Origin of the sequence: Xanthomonas sp. WHRI 6108 (assembly GCF_040202385.2) — a bacterium.
In the GTDB taxonomy this organism is placed as follows: domain Bacteria; phylum Pseudomonadota; class Gammaproteobacteria; order Xanthomonadales; family Xanthomonadaceae; genus Xanthomonas; species Xanthomonas arboricola.
On the sequence record NZ_CP168198.1, the window covers coordinates 262,115 to 276,757 of the forward strand.

At 66.4% G+C, this 14,643-nt stretch carries 15 protein-coding genes and 1 pseudogene; 11 read left to right on the forward strand and 5 right to left on the reverse strand.

Annotation, left to right across the window (positions count from 1 at the left end; translation table 11 throughout):
• Positions 1 to 105 precede the first annotated feature (105 nt).
• Positions 106 to 726, forward strand: coding sequence for a hypothetical protein (locus tag ABQ039_RS01080; protein WP_016903989.1), 621 nt, complete (start codon positions 106 to 108; stop codon positions 724 to 726).
• Between the two features lie 104 nt (positions 727 to 830).
• Positions 831 to 2,054: an MFS transporter gene (locus ABQ039_RS01085; RefSeq protein WP_349778246.1), complete on the forward strand. Its 1,224-nt coding sequence runs from the start codon at positions 831 to 833 to the stop codon at positions 2,052 to 2,054.
• Between the two features lie 159 nt (positions 2,055 to 2,213).
• Here the strand turns inward: ABQ039_RS01085 and ABQ039_RS01090 are convergent, their stop codons facing one another.
• Positions 2,214 to 2,690, reverse strand: a complete 477-nt coding sequence (locus tag ABQ039_RS01090) for a tRNA (cytidine(34)-2'-O)-methyltransferase (protein ID WP_039517704.1) — start codon at positions 2,688 to 2,690, stop codon at positions 2,214 to 2,216.
• A gap of 25 nt (positions 2,691 to 2,715) precedes the next feature.
• Positions 2,716 to 3,177 (reverse strand): hypothetical protein, encoded by a 462-nt coding sequence (locus tag ABQ039_RS01095; RefSeq protein WP_054592048.1) that lies wholly within the window; start codon positions 3,175 to 3,177, stop codon positions 2,716 to 2,718.
• 395 nt (positions 3,178 to 3,572) lie between these two features.
• On the opposite strand from ABQ039_RS01095, the gene ABQ039_RS01100 reads away from it, so the two are divergent.
• The 4 genes from ABQ039_RS01100 to ABQ039_RS01115 all read left to right on the forward strand — a co-directional run bounded on the left by ABQ039_RS01100 (position 3,573) and on the right by ABQ039_RS01115 (position 7,326).
• Positions 3,573 to 3,893 (forward strand): DUF4156 domain-containing protein, encoded by a 321-nt coding sequence (locus ABQ039_RS01100; RefSeq protein WP_016903993.1) that lies wholly within the window; start codon positions 3,573 to 3,575, stop codon positions 3,891 to 3,893.
• 101 nt (positions 3,894 to 3,994) lie between these two features.
• Positions 3,995 to 5,011, forward strand: a complete 1,017-nt coding sequence (locus ABQ039_RS01105) for a 3-oxoacyl-ACP synthase III (RefSeq protein WP_016903994.1) — start codon at positions 3,995 to 3,997, stop codon at positions 5,009 to 5,011.
• A gap of 115 nt (positions 5,012 to 5,126) precedes the next feature.
• Positions 5,127 to 6,296 (forward strand): Fic family protein, encoded by a 1,170-nt coding sequence (locus ABQ039_RS01110; protein ID WP_024939042.1) that lies wholly within the window; start codon positions 5,127 to 5,129, stop codon positions 6,294 to 6,296.
• 127 nt (positions 6,297 to 6,423) lie between these two features.
• Positions 6,424 to 7,326, forward strand: a complete 903-nt coding sequence (locus ABQ039_RS01115) for an alpha/beta fold hydrolase (RefSeq protein WP_024939041.1) — start codon at positions 6,424 to 6,426, stop codon at positions 7,324 to 7,326.
• A 145-nt stretch (positions 7,327 to 7,471) separates the two neighbouring features.
• On the opposite strand, the gene ABQ039_RS01120 is transcribed toward ABQ039_RS01115, so the two are convergent.
• Positions 7,472 to 7,855, reverse strand: a complete 384-nt coding sequence (locus ABQ039_RS01120) for a YkgJ family cysteine cluster protein (protein WP_024939040.1) — start codon at positions 7,853 to 7,855, stop codon at positions 7,472 to 7,474.
• Positions 7,856 to 8,167: 312 nt separating this feature from the next.
• Between ABQ039_RS01120 and oleC the strand changes: the two genes are divergently transcribed.
• The 3 genes from oleC to ABQ039_RS01135 all read left to right on the forward strand — a co-directional run bounded on the left by oleC (position 8,168) and on the right by ABQ039_RS01135 (position 11,150).
• A complete protein-coding gene (oleC, locus tag ABQ039_RS01125; RefSeq protein WP_184609800.1) occupies positions 8,168 to 9,826 on the forward strand; it encodes an olefin beta-lactone synthetase in 1,659 nt (552 codons plus the stop codon).
• 90 nt (positions 9,827 to 9,916) lie between these two features.
• On the forward strand, positions 9,917 to 10,927 hold the full coding sequence (gene oleD, locus ABQ039_RS01130) for a 2-alkyl-3-oxoalkanoate reductase (RefSeq protein WP_184609803.1): 1,011 nt from the start codon (positions 9,917 to 9,919) through the stop codon (positions 10,925 to 10,927).
• A gap of 64 nt (positions 10,928 to 10,991) precedes the next feature.
• Complete coding sequence (locus tag ABQ039_RS01135; protein ID WP_003468167.1) at positions 10,992 to 11,150, forward strand: DUF1328 domain-containing protein; 159 nt, start codon at positions 10,992 to 10,994, stop codon at positions 11,148 to 11,150.
• A gap of 133 nt (positions 11,151 to 11,283) precedes the next feature.
• Here ABQ039_RS01135 and ABQ039_RS01140 read toward each other — a convergent pair whose 3' ends face one another.
• Together ABQ039_RS01140 and ABQ039_RS01145 are read right to left on the reverse strand one after the other, a co-directional pair.
• Positions 11,284 to 11,766, reverse strand: coding sequence for a GNAT family N-acetyltransferase (locus ABQ039_RS01140; protein ID WP_184609805.1), 483 nt, complete (start codon positions 11,764 to 11,766; stop codon positions 11,284 to 11,286).
• Positions 11,767 to 11,819: 53 nt separating this feature from the next.
• A pseudogene (locus ABQ039_RS01145) lies at positions 11,820 to 12,125 on the reverse strand (D-alanine--D-alanine ligase A); the annotation flags it as partial.
• Between the two features lie 193 nt (positions 12,126 to 12,318).
• On the opposite strand from ABQ039_RS01145, the gene ABQ039_RS01150 reads away from it, so the two are divergent.
• Positions 12,319 to 12,963: an SCP2 domain-containing protein gene (locus ABQ039_RS01150; protein WP_184609807.1), complete on the forward strand. Its 645-nt coding sequence runs from the start codon at positions 12,319 to 12,321 to the stop codon at positions 12,961 to 12,963.
• Positions 12,960 to 14,633, forward strand: coding sequence for a ubiquinone biosynthesis regulatory protein kinase UbiB (gene ubiB, locus ABQ039_RS01155; protein WP_184609809.1), 1,674 nt, complete (start codon positions 12,960 to 12,962; stop codon positions 14,631 to 14,633). Before ABQ039_RS01150 ends, ubiB begins: the two co-directional genes overlap by 4 nt.
• Positions 14,634 to 14,643: the final 10 nt, after the last annotated feature.

The window sequence follows — 14,643 nt, forward strand, 5'->3', positions numbered from 1 at the left end:
ATTACCCGTCGCGTTCCCCTCTACGCGCCTGTTCACCACGCCGCATGCGTGGCGACGGGCGCGGCTTGCCGGCATCGGCCGGTTCTCACTTCTCTGGAGTTTTTCATGCATTGGGTCGACCCTGATTTCCTTCCCGAAACCCGCGGCACGCTGGCGCGCTTTCTGCTCAATCCCAAGGCCGATATCGACGGCCTGCTGCTGACCGACGGCACCGAGGTGCACACGCCGCCGCACCTGTCCGCCGCCTTGCTCAAGGCACTCAAGCCCGGCAGCACCTTGAGCGTGCGTGGCCTCAAGCCGCGCGATGTGGACATGCTGGTGGCCCTGGCGATCGATCCGGAAGGCGGCAAGCGCATCGTCGATGAGGGCCCGCACGGGCCGCATGCCAAGCCCAAGCCCAAACCGCCTGCCGGCAAGCCGCCCAAGCCGCAGCTCACCCAGCACAGCGGCACCATCGCGCGCCTGCTGCACGGCCCGCACGGGCAGGTGCATGGCGTGTTGCTGGACGACGAGGTCACGGTGCGGTTCCCACCGCATGCCGGAGCGGACTTCGCCAAGCAGCTGGTGGTCGGCAAGACGCTGGTGGCCGAAGGCGATACCAGGACGACCCCGCACGGGGTGCTGGTCCACGCGCATGCCTTGGGCGCCAAGGCCGCGTCGCTGAAGCAGATCGAGCATCCGCATGGTCCGGGTGCGCATAAGCCGAAGCCGAAGCCGAAGCACTAGCAGCCTGCAATGCGACTGCCGTGCTGGCGCCGTGCGACCGCAATTGGGTCGCACATGCCGCCCAGCATGCGCAGTCGCCTTTCATCGTTTCGTGGAGAGCGCCGATGCGCATGAGCACACCGCGTCCCCGTGGCAGCCGCGCACTGGAGGCGCTGCATTTCAGCGTGGCCGATGTGCAGGACGGGCTGGGGCCATTTCTCAGCGTGTTCCTGCAATCCAGGGGCTGGTCGGTGGCGGCGATCGGCACGGTGATGAGCGTCGGCGGCATCGCCGGCATGCTCGCCACCACCCCGGCCGGTGCACTGGTCGATAGCACCCCGCGCAAGCGCGCCGTGGTGGTGGTGGGCTGCCTGGCGATCCTGCTGGCCACGGCGCTGATCTGGCTGCATCCGACTTCCTCCGGTGTGGTCACCGCGCAGATCGTCTCGGCGTTGGCGGCAGCCGGCATCGGCCCGGCACTCACCGGCATCACCTTGGGGCTGGTGCACGCGCGCGGCTTCGATCATCAACTGGCGCGCAATCAGGTCGCCAACCACGCCGGCAACATGCTGGCCGCGGTGCTGGCCGGCTGGCTGGGCTGGCGCTACGGGTTTGCGGCGGTGTTCGTGCTCACCGCCGCGTTCGGTGTGCTGGCGATCGCGGCGGTGCTGCTGATTCCGTCTGCGGCCATCGACCATCGCGCAGCGCGCGGCCTGGGCCACGCCGACGGCGCGGACACCCTCAGCGGCTGGCGGGTGTTGTTGACCTGCCGGCCACTGGCCTTGCTGGCCATCACCCTGGGGCTGTTCCACCTGGGCAATGCGGCGATGCTGCCGCTCTACGGCATGGCCATCGTGGCCGCGCATGCGGGCGATGCGAGTGCGCTGACGGCGACCACCATCGTGGTCGCGCAGGCCACGATGGTGGTGGTGGCGTTGCTGGCGATGCGCTGGATCCGCGTGCACGGGCACTGGTGGGTGCTGCTGGTGGCCTTCATTGCCTTGCCGCTGCGTGCATTGGTGGCAGCGTCGCTGATCCATGGCTGGGGCGTGTTTCCGGTGCAGATCCTCGACGGACTCGGCGCCGGCCTGCAGGCCGTGGTGGTGCCGGCACTGGTGGCGCGATTGCTGCAGGGCACCGGGCGCGTCAATGTCGGCCAGGGCGCGGTGATGACGGTGCAAGGTGTGGGCGCGGCGCTGAGCCCGGCCTTGGGCGGCTGGCTGGCGCACGCCTTCGGCTATCGCATCGCGTTTCTGGCGCTGGGCGCCATCGCCTTGCTGGCGGTGGCGCTCTGGGCAGGCTGCCGCGGCATGCTGCAGGCAGCGACCGATGCCCAGGCGATGCAATGAGGTCATCGCAGCGGCGCGGAGCAGCACGCAAACGGCAACGCCCGCGACTGGCATACGCGCGGAGCACGCGTTGAGTGACAGACCGGTACGGGAACCATGCTGCGCGCCGGGATCGGGGCGGACGGTGCCGCAGTCAGCCAACCGTCTGCATCGCCACGGTTATCGGCCGCCGCTGAAGTCCCACTGACGCCAGGCTTCGAACACCATCACCGCAACAGTGTTGGACAGATTGAGGCTGCGGTTGTCCGGGCGCATCGGCAGGCGCAGCCGGTGCTGTGGCGGGATCGACTCCAGCACGTCGGCGGGCAAGCCGCGTGTCTCCGGGCCAAACAGGAAGGCATCGCCATCGGCAAATTGCGGTGTGTCGTAACGCACGGTGCTGCGCGTACTCAGTGCAAACACGCGCTTGGGCGCGATCGCGGCCAGGGCGGTGGGCAGGTCGGCATGCACCTGCAGGCTTGCGTATTCGTGATAGTCCAGGCCGGCGCGTTTGAGCTGCTTGTCGCTGAGGTCGAAGCCGAGCGGCTCGATCAGGTGCAGGCGCGCGCCGGTGTTGGCGCACAGGCGAATCACATTGCCCGTATTGGGCGGAATTTCCGGCTGAAACAGGATGACATCGAGGACGGGGGCTGACATGCGCGCAGTGTAGCTGCGCGCGTGCTCAAAGGCTGATGGCGGCGTTGACCAGCGCTTCCAGTTCGACCGGCGACGGCTGCAGCTGCGGCACCGGCAGGTTGACGATGACCTGGCCCATCAGCGCGCCGATGGCGGCAGCAGCCTGGCCGGAGGTGCTCTGCGCGCTGGCAGCGGCGTTGCGGGTCACCAGGTCGGCGCGCTGGTCGGCGGACGGACGCACCTGCACCGCAGCGAGGGTGAGGATGCGCGGGCCGGCCTGCTCGGCGGCGAGGGCGGCCAGCTGCTCGGCCGACGGACGCACCTGCACGGCGGCCAGGGTAGGGATGTCGCTGTTGCGCTCCAGCGCCTGCTGGGCGATCTGGTCGGCAGACGGGCGGACCTGCACGGTGTCCAGCGTGGTCAGGCTGGCGGCCTGGGCGAAACCGGCCAGGGCGGTACCGGCAAACAGGGCGGCGGAGAGGGCGATGCGCAGGGTCTGGGTCTTCATGGCGAGGTCTCTTGGTGTGGGTGATCAGTGGTGTGGTAGTAAGGTAGTACACCGTTTCGGTAAGTGCAATAACTTTCGCGACGCAGTTTTATTTATTCAGCTGGCAGTCATTTTCATTGATCGAGGTCGCTGCCCGCTGCTTGCCCATGCCATGCAGCAAACCGCGTGCCAGTTGCAGTGGATTGTTTTTAAAGGGATTTGTGCGCCGTAGCGGTGTCCGCGTCCGGACACCCGGACGCGGTTGCGGGCGCCGGACACCGGCCGAAGCGAGAGAACACGACGATCTGCTTGGTGTTCAGCGCGCTGAATGCGTGGCATGCGGCCGCGCAGCGCACGCCGATCGCCGCCCGGCAACTGCGGCACAATCCGGCTTCGTCCTCAGGTGTCTAAGACTTATGCGCGTGCTGATGCTGTCTGTTCTGGTTGCCACCACTGCCACGGCCTGCACCTGGGTGCCGATCGAGCAAAGCGGCAAAGGCGTGCAGGTGCTGCCCGCAGGCCCTGTGCCAGCTGGCTGTCAGCAGCAGGGCGAGGTGGTGGTGTCGGTCAAGAGCAAGGTCGGCTTTTACAACCGCAACCCATTGCGGGTGCAGGAAGAACTGGAAACGCTGGCACGCAACGAGGCGCCGGGCGCCAATGCCAATACGGTCCAGGCGCAGGGTCAGCCGGCCGATGGCAGCCAGCGCTTCAACGCCTTCCGCTGCCCGCCGCGCTGAACCGTTGGGCTGGGGCGCGGCCGCTGCAATTGTAAAGATGCGGTAAAACCAGCCAGCGGCTAGACTAGCGCCCCCTCGCCTGACGCCATGGCGCTACTTCGATGCTCTTCCAGAATGTCTCCATCGCGGGACTGGCGCATATTGATGCGCCGCACACGCTGACTTCCAAGGAAATCAACGAGCGCCTGCAACCGACCTACGACCGCCTCGGGATCAGAACCGACGTGTTGGGCGACGTTGCCGGCATCCATGCACGGCGCTTGTGGGACCAGGATGTCCAGGCCTCGGACGCCGCCACCCAGGCTGCGCGCAAGGCACTGCTCGACGCCGGCATCGGCATCGAGAAGATCGGCCTGCTGGTCAACACCTCGGTGAGCCGCGACTACCTGGAGCCGTCCACCGCCTCCATCGTGTCCGGCAACCTCGGGGTCGGCGACCATTGCGTCACCTTTGACGTCGCCAACGCCTGCCTTGCCTTCATCAACGGCATGGACATCGCCGCCCGCATGCTTGAGCGCGGCGAGATCGACTATGCGCTGGTCGTCGATGGCGAAACCGCCAACCTGGTGTACGAAAAGACCCTCGAGCGCATGACCTCGCCCGACGTCACCGAAGAAGAGTTCCGCAATGAACTCGCCGCGCTGACCCTGGGCTGCGGTGCCGCAGCGATGGTGATGGCGCGCACCGAGCTGGTGCCCGACGCCCCGCGTTACAAGGGTGGCGTGACCCGCTCGGCCACCGAGTGGAACAAGCTGTGCCGCGGCAACCTGGACCGCATGGTCACCGACACCCGCCTGCTGCTGATCGAAGGCATCAAGCTGGCGCAGAAGACCTTCCTGGCCGCCAAGCAGGCGATGGGCTGGGCAGTGGACGAGCTGGACCAGTTCGTCATCCACCAGGTCAGCCGCCCGCATACCGCCTCGTTCGTGAAGTCGTTCGGCATCGACCCGGCCAAGGTCATGACGATTTTCGGCGAACACGGCAACATCGGCCCGGCTTCAGTCCCGATCGTGCTGAGCAAGCTCAAGGAGCTCGGCCGCTTGAAGAAGGGCGACCGCATCGCGTTGATGGGGATTGGTTCTGGCCTGAACTGCTCGATGGCGGAAGTGGTCTGGTAATGCGCGTGATAGTGCCCGGCCGATGCTTTTGCACGCCGGGCAATATCGCTGCTTAAGTAAAAAAGTGGTATCTAAGTTTCCTTGCAGGAACAGTTGCGGTCTGTAAGGAAAGACGATGGCTCAGCGCATCACTGGACACTATGTTGCTGGCGCTCTCGCAGGGAGCCGTTACCAGGCGTTCGTCCCTGATCCGTTGCCGCCAGTGCCGGCACTGGATTTCGCACAGGCCGAACTGGTGGCGCGCAAAGAGCGCGCCGACCAGGCATTGGGGCGACTGGACGGCATCACGCTGATGCTGCCGGACCCGGAGCTGTTTCTCTATCAGTACATCCGCAAGGAAGCCTTGCTGTCGTCCCAGATCGAAGGAACCCAGTCATCGCTCTCGGACCTGTTGCTGTTCGAGATGGATGCGGCACCGGGCGTGCCTGTCGACGATGTCGAAGAAGTGTCCAACTATGTCGCGGCCCTCAACCATGGTTTGCGGCGCCTGCGCGAGGACGATTTCCCGCTGTCGCTGCGTTTGATCCGCGAGATGCATGCGCTATTGCTGCAGGGCGGGCGTGGAGCCGGCAAGCAGCCAGGTGAATTCCGCCGGAGTCAGGTGTGGGTAGGCGGGGCCTCGCCTGCACTTGCGCACTTTGTTCCGCCACCGCCAGATGCATTGCCCGACGCGCTGTCGGCACTCGAACAGTTTCTGCATGCGCCGCAGGGGCAGATGCCGCCGTTGGTGAAGGCGGCGCTTGCCCACGTGCAGTTCGAAACCATCCATCCCTTCAGCGATGGCAATGGGCGCCTGGGACGGCTGTTGATTACCTTGATCCTGTGCAGCGAAGGCGTGCTGCGGGAGCCCAGCCTGTATCTGAGCCTGTATTTCAAGCGCCGTCGTGCCGATTACTACGATCGCCTCAATGCGGTGCGACTCAACGGTGACTGGGAAGGATGGCTGGGTTTCTTTCTGGATGGTGTGGCAGAGACCGCGCAACAAGCCGTCGACACCGCGCAGCGCCTGCTGGCACTGTTGGCACGTGATCGGGCCCGCATTGCGGCTTTGGGCCAGCGAGCAGGTAACGTCGGCCTGGTGTTTGAGCAGTTCGCGCGGCGCGTGGTGTTGGCAGTGCCGCAGGTGGCGCCCGCCCTGTCGTTGAGTGCGCCCACCATCCGTGCTGCGGTACGCACCCTGCAGGAGCTGGAAATCGTCAACGAACTCACCGGCCAGCAGCGGCATCGTATTTTTGCCTATCACGCCTATCTCGACATCCTCAGCGAAGGGGCGCAGCCGCTGTGAGCGATGCGTTTGCGCACGGCGGTTGCCGACGATGCAGAGACATCCAGCGTATTTTCGATACTGTCGTGGCGATGTAGCTGGCGACTTGCCACGCACCCAGCCCAAGCTTCAGCAAATAGAGAGATCCATGAACTACCCCGGCTATCCCTTCACTCCCCAGCGCCTTGAGGTGCGTCCCGGCATTGCGATGTCGTATCTGGACGAAGGTCCGCGCGATGGCGAGGTGGTCGTGATGCTGCACGGCAATCCGTCGTGGAGCTATCTGTGGCGGCACCTGGTCAGTGGCCTGTCGGATCGTTACCGCTGCATCGTGCCGGACCATATCGGCATGGGGCTGTCCGACAAGCCGGACGATGCGCCCGACGCGCAGCCGCGTTACGACTACACGCTGCAGTCGCGCGTGGATGATCTGGACACGTTGTTGCGGCATCTGGGCATCACCGGACCGGTCACGCTGGCGGTGCACGACTGGGGCGGCATGATCGGGTTCGGCTGGGCGTTGTCGCATCATGCGCAGGTCAAGCGGCTGGTGATCACCAACACCGCCGCATTCCCGTTGCCGCCGGAAAAACCGATGCCGTGGCAGATCGCAATGGGTCGGCATTGGGGACCGGGCGAGTGGTTCATCCGCACGTTCAATGCGTTTTCCTCCGGCGCATCCTGGTTCGGGGTGTCGCGGCGGATGCCGGCGGAGGTGCGTCGCGCCTATGTGGCGCCCTACAACAACTGGCGCAATCGCATCTCCACTATTCGCTTCATGCAGGATATTCCGCTGTCGCCCGCCGACCAGGCCTGGTCACTGCTGGAGCGCTCGGCGCAGGCATTGCCGTCGTTCGCCGATCGCCCGGCGTTCATCGCCTGGGGCCTGCGCGATATCTGCTTCGACAAGCATTTCCTGGCCGGCTTCCGCAAGGCACTACCGAATGCCGAGGTCACCGCGTTCGACGATGCCAATCACTACGTGCTGGAAGACAAGCATGAAGTGCTGGTGCCGGCAATTCGTACATTTCTGGAGCGCCACCCGCTGTAAGCGCTGCTGGCATGGCCACGCAGGCGCTCGCTCGATGAGTGCCTGCGGCATGCAGAACGCGGATGCACTAGTTGATGGGGCAGGCCATGCCGTCGGTCTGTTGGCCGTTGCGTGTGGATGCCGCGCTCATTCGCAGCGATGGCCGTTACAACGGTGGCAGCGGATTGCGTTGCGCCTCGTCCACGCCCAGCCAGTCGGCCTCGGTCAGTGCGTGCAGGCCGTGGGCCAGCCGGGATTTGTCGCACTGCGCGCTGCGCTGGCCGAATTCCAGCGAGGCCGGCACGGCAGCACAGGAGGAGGGCCGACGATCATGGATGCTGCAACGGCTGTAGCGGCCGATGTCCGCGTCCAGTGCGATGCAGCGCGGCTGCGATTGCGAGGTGCCGCGCATGACGCGTTCGTGGGTGCGCAGCGCATCGGTCAGCTCGATCGGCACCCTGCCACCCAATGCGGGATCGGCTTCGCTCCAGTGGAAACTGACGCGGAAATAGGCGCAGCAAGCGCCGCAGGTAAGGCAGGGATGTGCCATGGAATGCCGGGCCTTGCGCGGCGAAACAACGTGGTGAGCGCGGCATTCTGACCGAACCACGCTGCGATACAAGTGGCGCGGCCGTGCGCCGGTTAGCGGTTCATCTGCATCGCTCGACGCAGCGCGTGTGTGCAAGGCGCTGCGCCTTGCGCGGGCAGGCACCTCGCGCGCGAGCACTGCGCGGTGTTGTTATGGCCCGACGACGCGCAATCGCCGCGTCAGCCATCGCTGCGTTAGGAGCACGCACCAGCGCAGCTGACCTGAGCGCAGTCAAGCGGCCGGCACCGTCGGCGCATGGGTGATAATGCGGCAATGACTACGACGACTCTCTGCAATATCGCCGCCACCCTGCCGGAGCTCGCGCGCGAGCGCCCCGCGCAGATCGCCATCCGTTGCCCGGGCCGCCGCGCCGCCAACGGGTTTGCCGCCTACGATGTGACCTTGAGCTATGCCGAGCTGGACGCGCGCAGCGATGCGATCGCTGCCGGCCTGGCCCTGCACGGCATCGGACGCGGCGCGCGCGCGGTGGTGATGGTGCGCCCGTCGCCGGAATTCTTCCTGCTGATGTTTGCCTTGTTCAAGGCCGGTGCGGTACCGGTGCTGGTGGATCCGGGCATCGACAAGCGTGCGCTCAAGCAATGCCTGGACGAAGCGCAGCCGCAGGCGTTCATCGGCATTCCGCTTGCGCAGCTGGCGCGTCGTCTGCTGCGGTGGGCGCGCTCTGCAAAGCAGATCGTCAGCGTCGGTGGCCGTTACGGCTGGGGCGGGGTGACACTGGCGCGCGTGGAGCGCGATGGCGCCGGCGCCGGCAGTCAGCTGGCCAACACCGGGCCGGACGATGTGGCCGCCATCCTGTTCACCAGCGGCTCGACCGGCGTGCCCAAGGGCGTGGTGTACCGCCACCGGCATTTCGTCGGCCAGATCGAATTGCTGCGCAATGCCTTCGGCATGCAGCCCGGTGGCGTGGATCTGCCGACGTTCCCGCCGTTTGCCCTGTTCGATCCGGCACTGGGGCTGACCTCGGTGATTCCGGACATGGATCCGACCCGCCCGGCCACTGCCGATCCGCGCAAGCTGCACGATGCGATCGACCGCTTCGGGGTCACGCAGTTGTTCGGCTCGCCGGCATTGATGCGCGTATTGGCCGACTACGGCCAGCCCTTGCCAAACGTGCGCTTGGCCACCTCGGCCGGTGCGCCGGTGCCGCCGGACGTGGTGGCCAAGATCCGCGCGCTGTTGCCGGAAGATGCGCAATTCTGGACGCCGTATGGCGCCACCGAATGCCTGCCGGTGGCAGCGATTGAAGGGCGTACGCTGGACGCCACCCGCGCGGCCACCGAGGCCGGTGCCGGCACCTGCGTCGGTCAGGTCGTCGCGCCGAACGAGGTGCGCATCATCGCCATCGACGATGCGGCCATTCCCGAGTGGAGCGGCGCGCGCGTGCTGGCGGTGGGCGAGGTGGGCGAAATCACCGTCGCCGGCCCCACCACCACCGACACCTACTTCAACCGCGACGCGGCCACGCGGATCGCCAAGATCCGCGAGCGCAATGCGGACGGCAGCGAACGCATCGTGCATCGCATGGGCGATGTGGGCTACTTCGATGCCGAAGGACGCTTGTGGTTCTGCGGGCGCAAGACCCACCGCGTGGAAACTGCCAACGGCCCGCTCTACACCGAGCAGGTGGAGCCGGTCTTCAACGTGCATCCGCAAGTGCGGCGCACCGCCTTGGTCGGTGTCGGCGCACCCGGACAGCAGCAGCCGGTGCTGTGCGTGGAATTGCAGCCTGGCGTGCCGGCATCGGCATTTGCACAAGTGGAAACCGCATTGCGCGCGCTGGGCGCTGCGCACCCGCACACGGCTGGAGTCACGCGTTTCCTGCGCCATTCCGGATTTCCGGTGGACATTCGCCACAACGCCAAGATCGGCCGCGAAACGCTGGCGATCTGGGCGGCGCAGCAGCGTGGTTGACCTGTGGATGCGTATCGCGCACGCAGCTGGCCGCATCGCCAATTCCGGCCGCGCCCGTTATCGTGTGCGTCCTTGCGATGGAGGTGATGCGTGCGCATCCTGGTAACCGGTGGTGGTGGCTTTCTTGGCCAGGCGTTGTGCCGCGGCTTGATCGCGCGTGGGCATGAGGTGGTGAGTTTCCAGCGCGGCGATTACCCGGTGCTGCAGAGTTTGGGCGTGGGCCAGATCCGTGGCGACCTGGCCGATCCGCAGGCGGTGCGGCATGCCTTCACCGGCATCGATGCGGTCTTCCACAATGCCGCCAAGGCCGGTGCGTGGGGCAGCTACGACAGCTATCACCAGGCCAATGTGGTGGGCACGCAGAACGTGCTCGACGCGTGTCGGGCCAATGGTGTGCCGCGCCTGATCTATACCTCCACGCCCAGCGTGACCCATCGCGCCACCAATCCGGTGGAAGGCCTGGGTGCCGACGAAGTGCCCTATGGCGAAGATCTGCGCGCGGCGTACGCGGCGACCAAGGCGATCGCCGAGCGCGCGGTGCTGGCGGCCAACGATGCGCAACTGGCGACGGTGGCCTTGCGTCCGCGCCTGATCTGGGGCCCGGGCGACAATCATCTGTTGCCGCGCCTGGCCGCGCGTGCGCGCGCCGGCCGCTTGCGCATGGTCGGCGATGGCAGCAACCTGGTGGACAGCACCTACATCGACAACGCCGCGCAGGCGCATTTCGATGCGTTCGCACATCTGGCTGCAGGTGCTGCGTGTGCGGGCAAGGCGTACTTCATCTCCAACGGCGAGCCCTTGCCGATGCGCGAGTTGCTCAATCGCCTGCTGGCCGCGGTGGATGCTCCCGCGGTGACGCGTTCGTTGTCGTTCAAGACCGCGTACAGAATCGGTGCAATCTGCGAGACCATGTGGCCACTGTTGCGTCTGCCTGGCGAAGTGCCGTTGACGCGTTTTCTGGTGGAACAGCTGTGCACGCCGCACTGGTACAGCATGGAGCCGGCACGTCGCGACTTTGGCTATGTGCCGCAGGTCAGCATCGAAGAGGGGCTGCAGCGGCTGCGATCCTCATCTTCCAACGACATCGCCATCACTCGATAAAGACCGCCGCATCTTCAGGATACGTCTGCGCCGATTCGGCACGACAACTTCTGGAATCCTTGCCATGCTGCATTACGCCATCATCTTCTTCGTCATCGCCATCATTGCCGCCGTGCTGGGCTTCAGCGGTATCGCCGGTGCGGCGACCAACATCGCCTGGATCCTGTTCGTGGTGTTCCTGATCCTGGCTGTGATCTCGATGTTCCGTCGCGGCAAGGTATAACGCCTAGCTGCGATACGTCACGGCAGCGGCGCTGCCGGTCGACGCTCGCATGGCCCGCTTCCGCAAGGAGGCGGGCCATGTGCGTTGTGGACGCTCCATCGTTGAATCGCTTCTGTTTCAAAGCAGTTTTTCTTCAAAGCAGTTTTTCGAGATATTGCACGTGCTTGCCGTTGCCCAGCAGCGCGTCACCGACCGGCTGGAAACCCAGCTGCAGATGCAGCGCCAGCGATGCCGGATTGGGTGGGAGCAGGTTGACCTCGCAGACCAGGCGCGGTTGCCCCGCTGCACGCGCGGCATGGATGAGCTCGTCATACAGCTGCCTGGCAAGCCCGCGCCGCTGCGCATGCGCGGCGATCACGATGCGGTCGATGTAGACAAAGCGCGCGAAGCGCTGCGCCATCCATGCAAAGTTCGGATTGGCGTAGGCCGCGCCTTGATCCAGCGCGATCAGCAGGCCATCCGCCGGCGCGACGAGGCGTGCGTGCCACGCCAGTTGCAGCAATGCAGCCAGCCCGTCGGCATCCAGCAACGACAGCTCGGTGGCATGCGCATTGTTGAGCGCAAGCAATGCGCTGTGGTCGTGCGGTTGCACCGCACGTATACGGGCCTGGCTCATGCGCCTGGCTCGGCCGCGCTGCGCACTGTTCGATCGACGACGTGCCGTTGCGACACCACATCGATCTGCGCCAGCGCCTGTTCCGGCTGGGTCGGGCGCAGCTGCTGTTGCTGCGCGCCCGGCAGCAGGGCCACGCCGCGACCGCTGCGATGCAGGGCGATGCGGGCCGGGTCGTCGGCATTGAGCAGGAAGCTGTCGGGGTCGTTGACGTGCCACTGGCTCTGCTTGTCGATGCCGATCAGCACCGGCTCGAAGCGCTGCGGATCCAGCGCATCGAGAATGTTGCGCGCCGATTGCAGCGAGACCTCGTGTTCGGCCGATTTGCCGCCGAAGATGAGACCGACCCGGATCTTGCGCATTGCCTGCTCCTGCCACCTGCGTGATGAGGTCGCCAGCATGCCCGCGGCAGGCGCGCCGAAGGAAGTCCTGCATGATCGACGCACGCGGCCTGGCCGCAAGGCGCCCCGCCATGATCGCCACCCCGGCCTCCGGCTTGCACGTGCCACACCACCGTCAAGCAGTGGCGACATGCGGGGACGGTAGAATGCGCCCATGCCCGGATCCCTGTTCAACTCACTCAAGCCGCTCGCCGGCCAGGCCCTGCAAGCCGCGCTCAATCGCGCGCTGGCACTGGACCCCGATACCCGTGATGCCCTGCTGCCACTGGAAGGCCAACGCATTGCACTGACCCTGGAGGCGCCTGCGCTGGCCCTGCAGGTCCGCGTGCACGAGCGCTGCTTGCTGGTCGGGCCGGTGGACCAGGCGCAGGAGCCGGACCTGGCCGTGCGCAGCAGCCTGGCCGGCTTGCTCGGCCAGCTGCCGTTCCTGGCCAACGCGCGCCGCAGCGGCGCACCGGCCGGGCGGCTCAAGGTCTCCGGCGATGCCGAGCTGGCGCGCCAGCTGCAGCAACTGGCCGGCCGCTTCGATCCGGATTGGCAGCTGCCGTTCGTGGCGGTGTTCGGCGAGATCCTCGGCGTGCAGATCGCCAATGCGGTGCGTGCAGCGCTGCAGCAGGCGCGCCGCAGCGCGGTGGATCTGGCGCATAGCGCGGCCGAATTCGTGACCGAGGAATCGCGCGACGTGGTGCCGCGTGCCGAACTGGACGCCTTTCACGACGATGTCGACGAACTGCGCGACGACGTCGAACGGCTGGCCGCACGCGTGGCGCGCCTGCGCGCGGCCGGAGGTGCGGCATGAAGGCGCTGCTGCGGGCCAGCCGCATCGGCCGGGTGATCCTGCGCTATCGCCTGGACGACCTGCTGCAGGACACGCCGGCCGAGCGCTGGCTGCGCCTGGCCAAGCCGTTCGTGCCGCGCGCCAGTGCCGAAATCGCCGCGCAATCGCGCGGTGCGCGGCTGCGGCTGGCGTTGCAGGAACTGGGGCCGATCTTCGTCAAGTTCGGGCAGATCCTGTCGACCCGGCGCGACCTGATTCCGGCCGACGTGGCCGATGAACTGACCCTGCTGCAGGACCGCGTCAAGCCCTTCGACGGCGAAGCGGCGCGGCTGATCGTCGAGCGCGCGCTGGGCCTGCCGGTGAGCGTGGCGTTTGCCGCGTTCGACACCGTGCCGCTGGCCTCGGCTTCGATCGCGCAGGTGCACGCGGCCACCTTGCCGCCGGATGCCAACGGCGTGCGCCGCGAGGTGGTGGTCAAGGTGCTGCGCCCGGATATCGAGCGCCAGATCGATGCCGATATCGCGTTGCTGCAGTCGCTGGCCACGCTGGTCGAACGCACCCACCCGCGCGCTGACAAGATCCGGCCGCGCGAAGTGGTGGCCGAGATCGAAGGCACCCTGTCGGCCGAACTCGACCTGCAGCGCGAAGGCGCCAACGCCAGCGTGCTGCGCCGGTTCTGGGAAGGCTCGGACGATCTATACGTGCCTGAGGTGATCTGGTCGCACACCGCCGAGCGTGCACTCACGCTGGAGCGTGTGTACGGCATTCCGTCCGACGACATCGCCAAGCTCGATGCGGCCGGTATCGACCGCAAGGCGCTGGCGGCCAAGGGCGTGCGGGTGTTCTACACGCAGGTGTTCCGCGACAACTTCTTCCACGCCGATGCGCACGCCGGCAACATCTGGGTCGACAGCGACCCGGAGCGCCGGCTCAATCCGCGTTTTATCGCGCTGGATTTCGGCATCATGGGCCAGCTCTCGCAGGAAGATCAGTACTACCTGGCGGAGAACTTCATGGCGATCTTCCACAAGGATTACCGCCGCATGGCCGAGCTGCACGTGGAGGCGGGCTGGATGCCCGACAACGTGCGCATCGACGAACTGGAAGCGGCCGCGCGCTCGGTGTGCGAGCCGTACTTCACCCGCCCGTTGTCGGAGATTTCGCTGGCCGAAGTGCTGATCAAGCTGTTCCGCGTCGCGCAGCGCTACGAACTGACGCTGCAGCCACAGCTGATCCTGTTGCAGAAGACCTTGCTCAACATCGAAGGCGTCGGCCGCCAGCTCGACCCCAGGCTGGATATCTGGGCAGTGGCGCGGCCTGTGCTCGAACGCATCCTGCGCGAGCGTTACAGCCCGCGCCGCGTGCTCGGCGAGTTGCGCAAGCGCCTGCCGGAAATCATGACCCATGCGCCGGACATGCCGCGCCTGGTGCACAGCTGGTTGAAGCAGCAGGTGGAAGGCCGCCACCAGCTCGACATCCGCTCGGCCGAGCTGCGCGCGCTGGACCTGAGCCTGCGCAAGCTGCAGACGCGCGTGGTTACTGCCATCACCGGCAGCGGTCTGCTGGTGGTGGCTGCCGTGCTGTATGGCCTGCACCCGAATGGCTGGTACCTGGGCACGGTGCCGGTGTGGAGCTGGGTCAGCGGCGGCGCCGGCTTGGTGGCCCTGCTGGTCGCCTGGCTGCGGCGCTGAAGCACTAAGA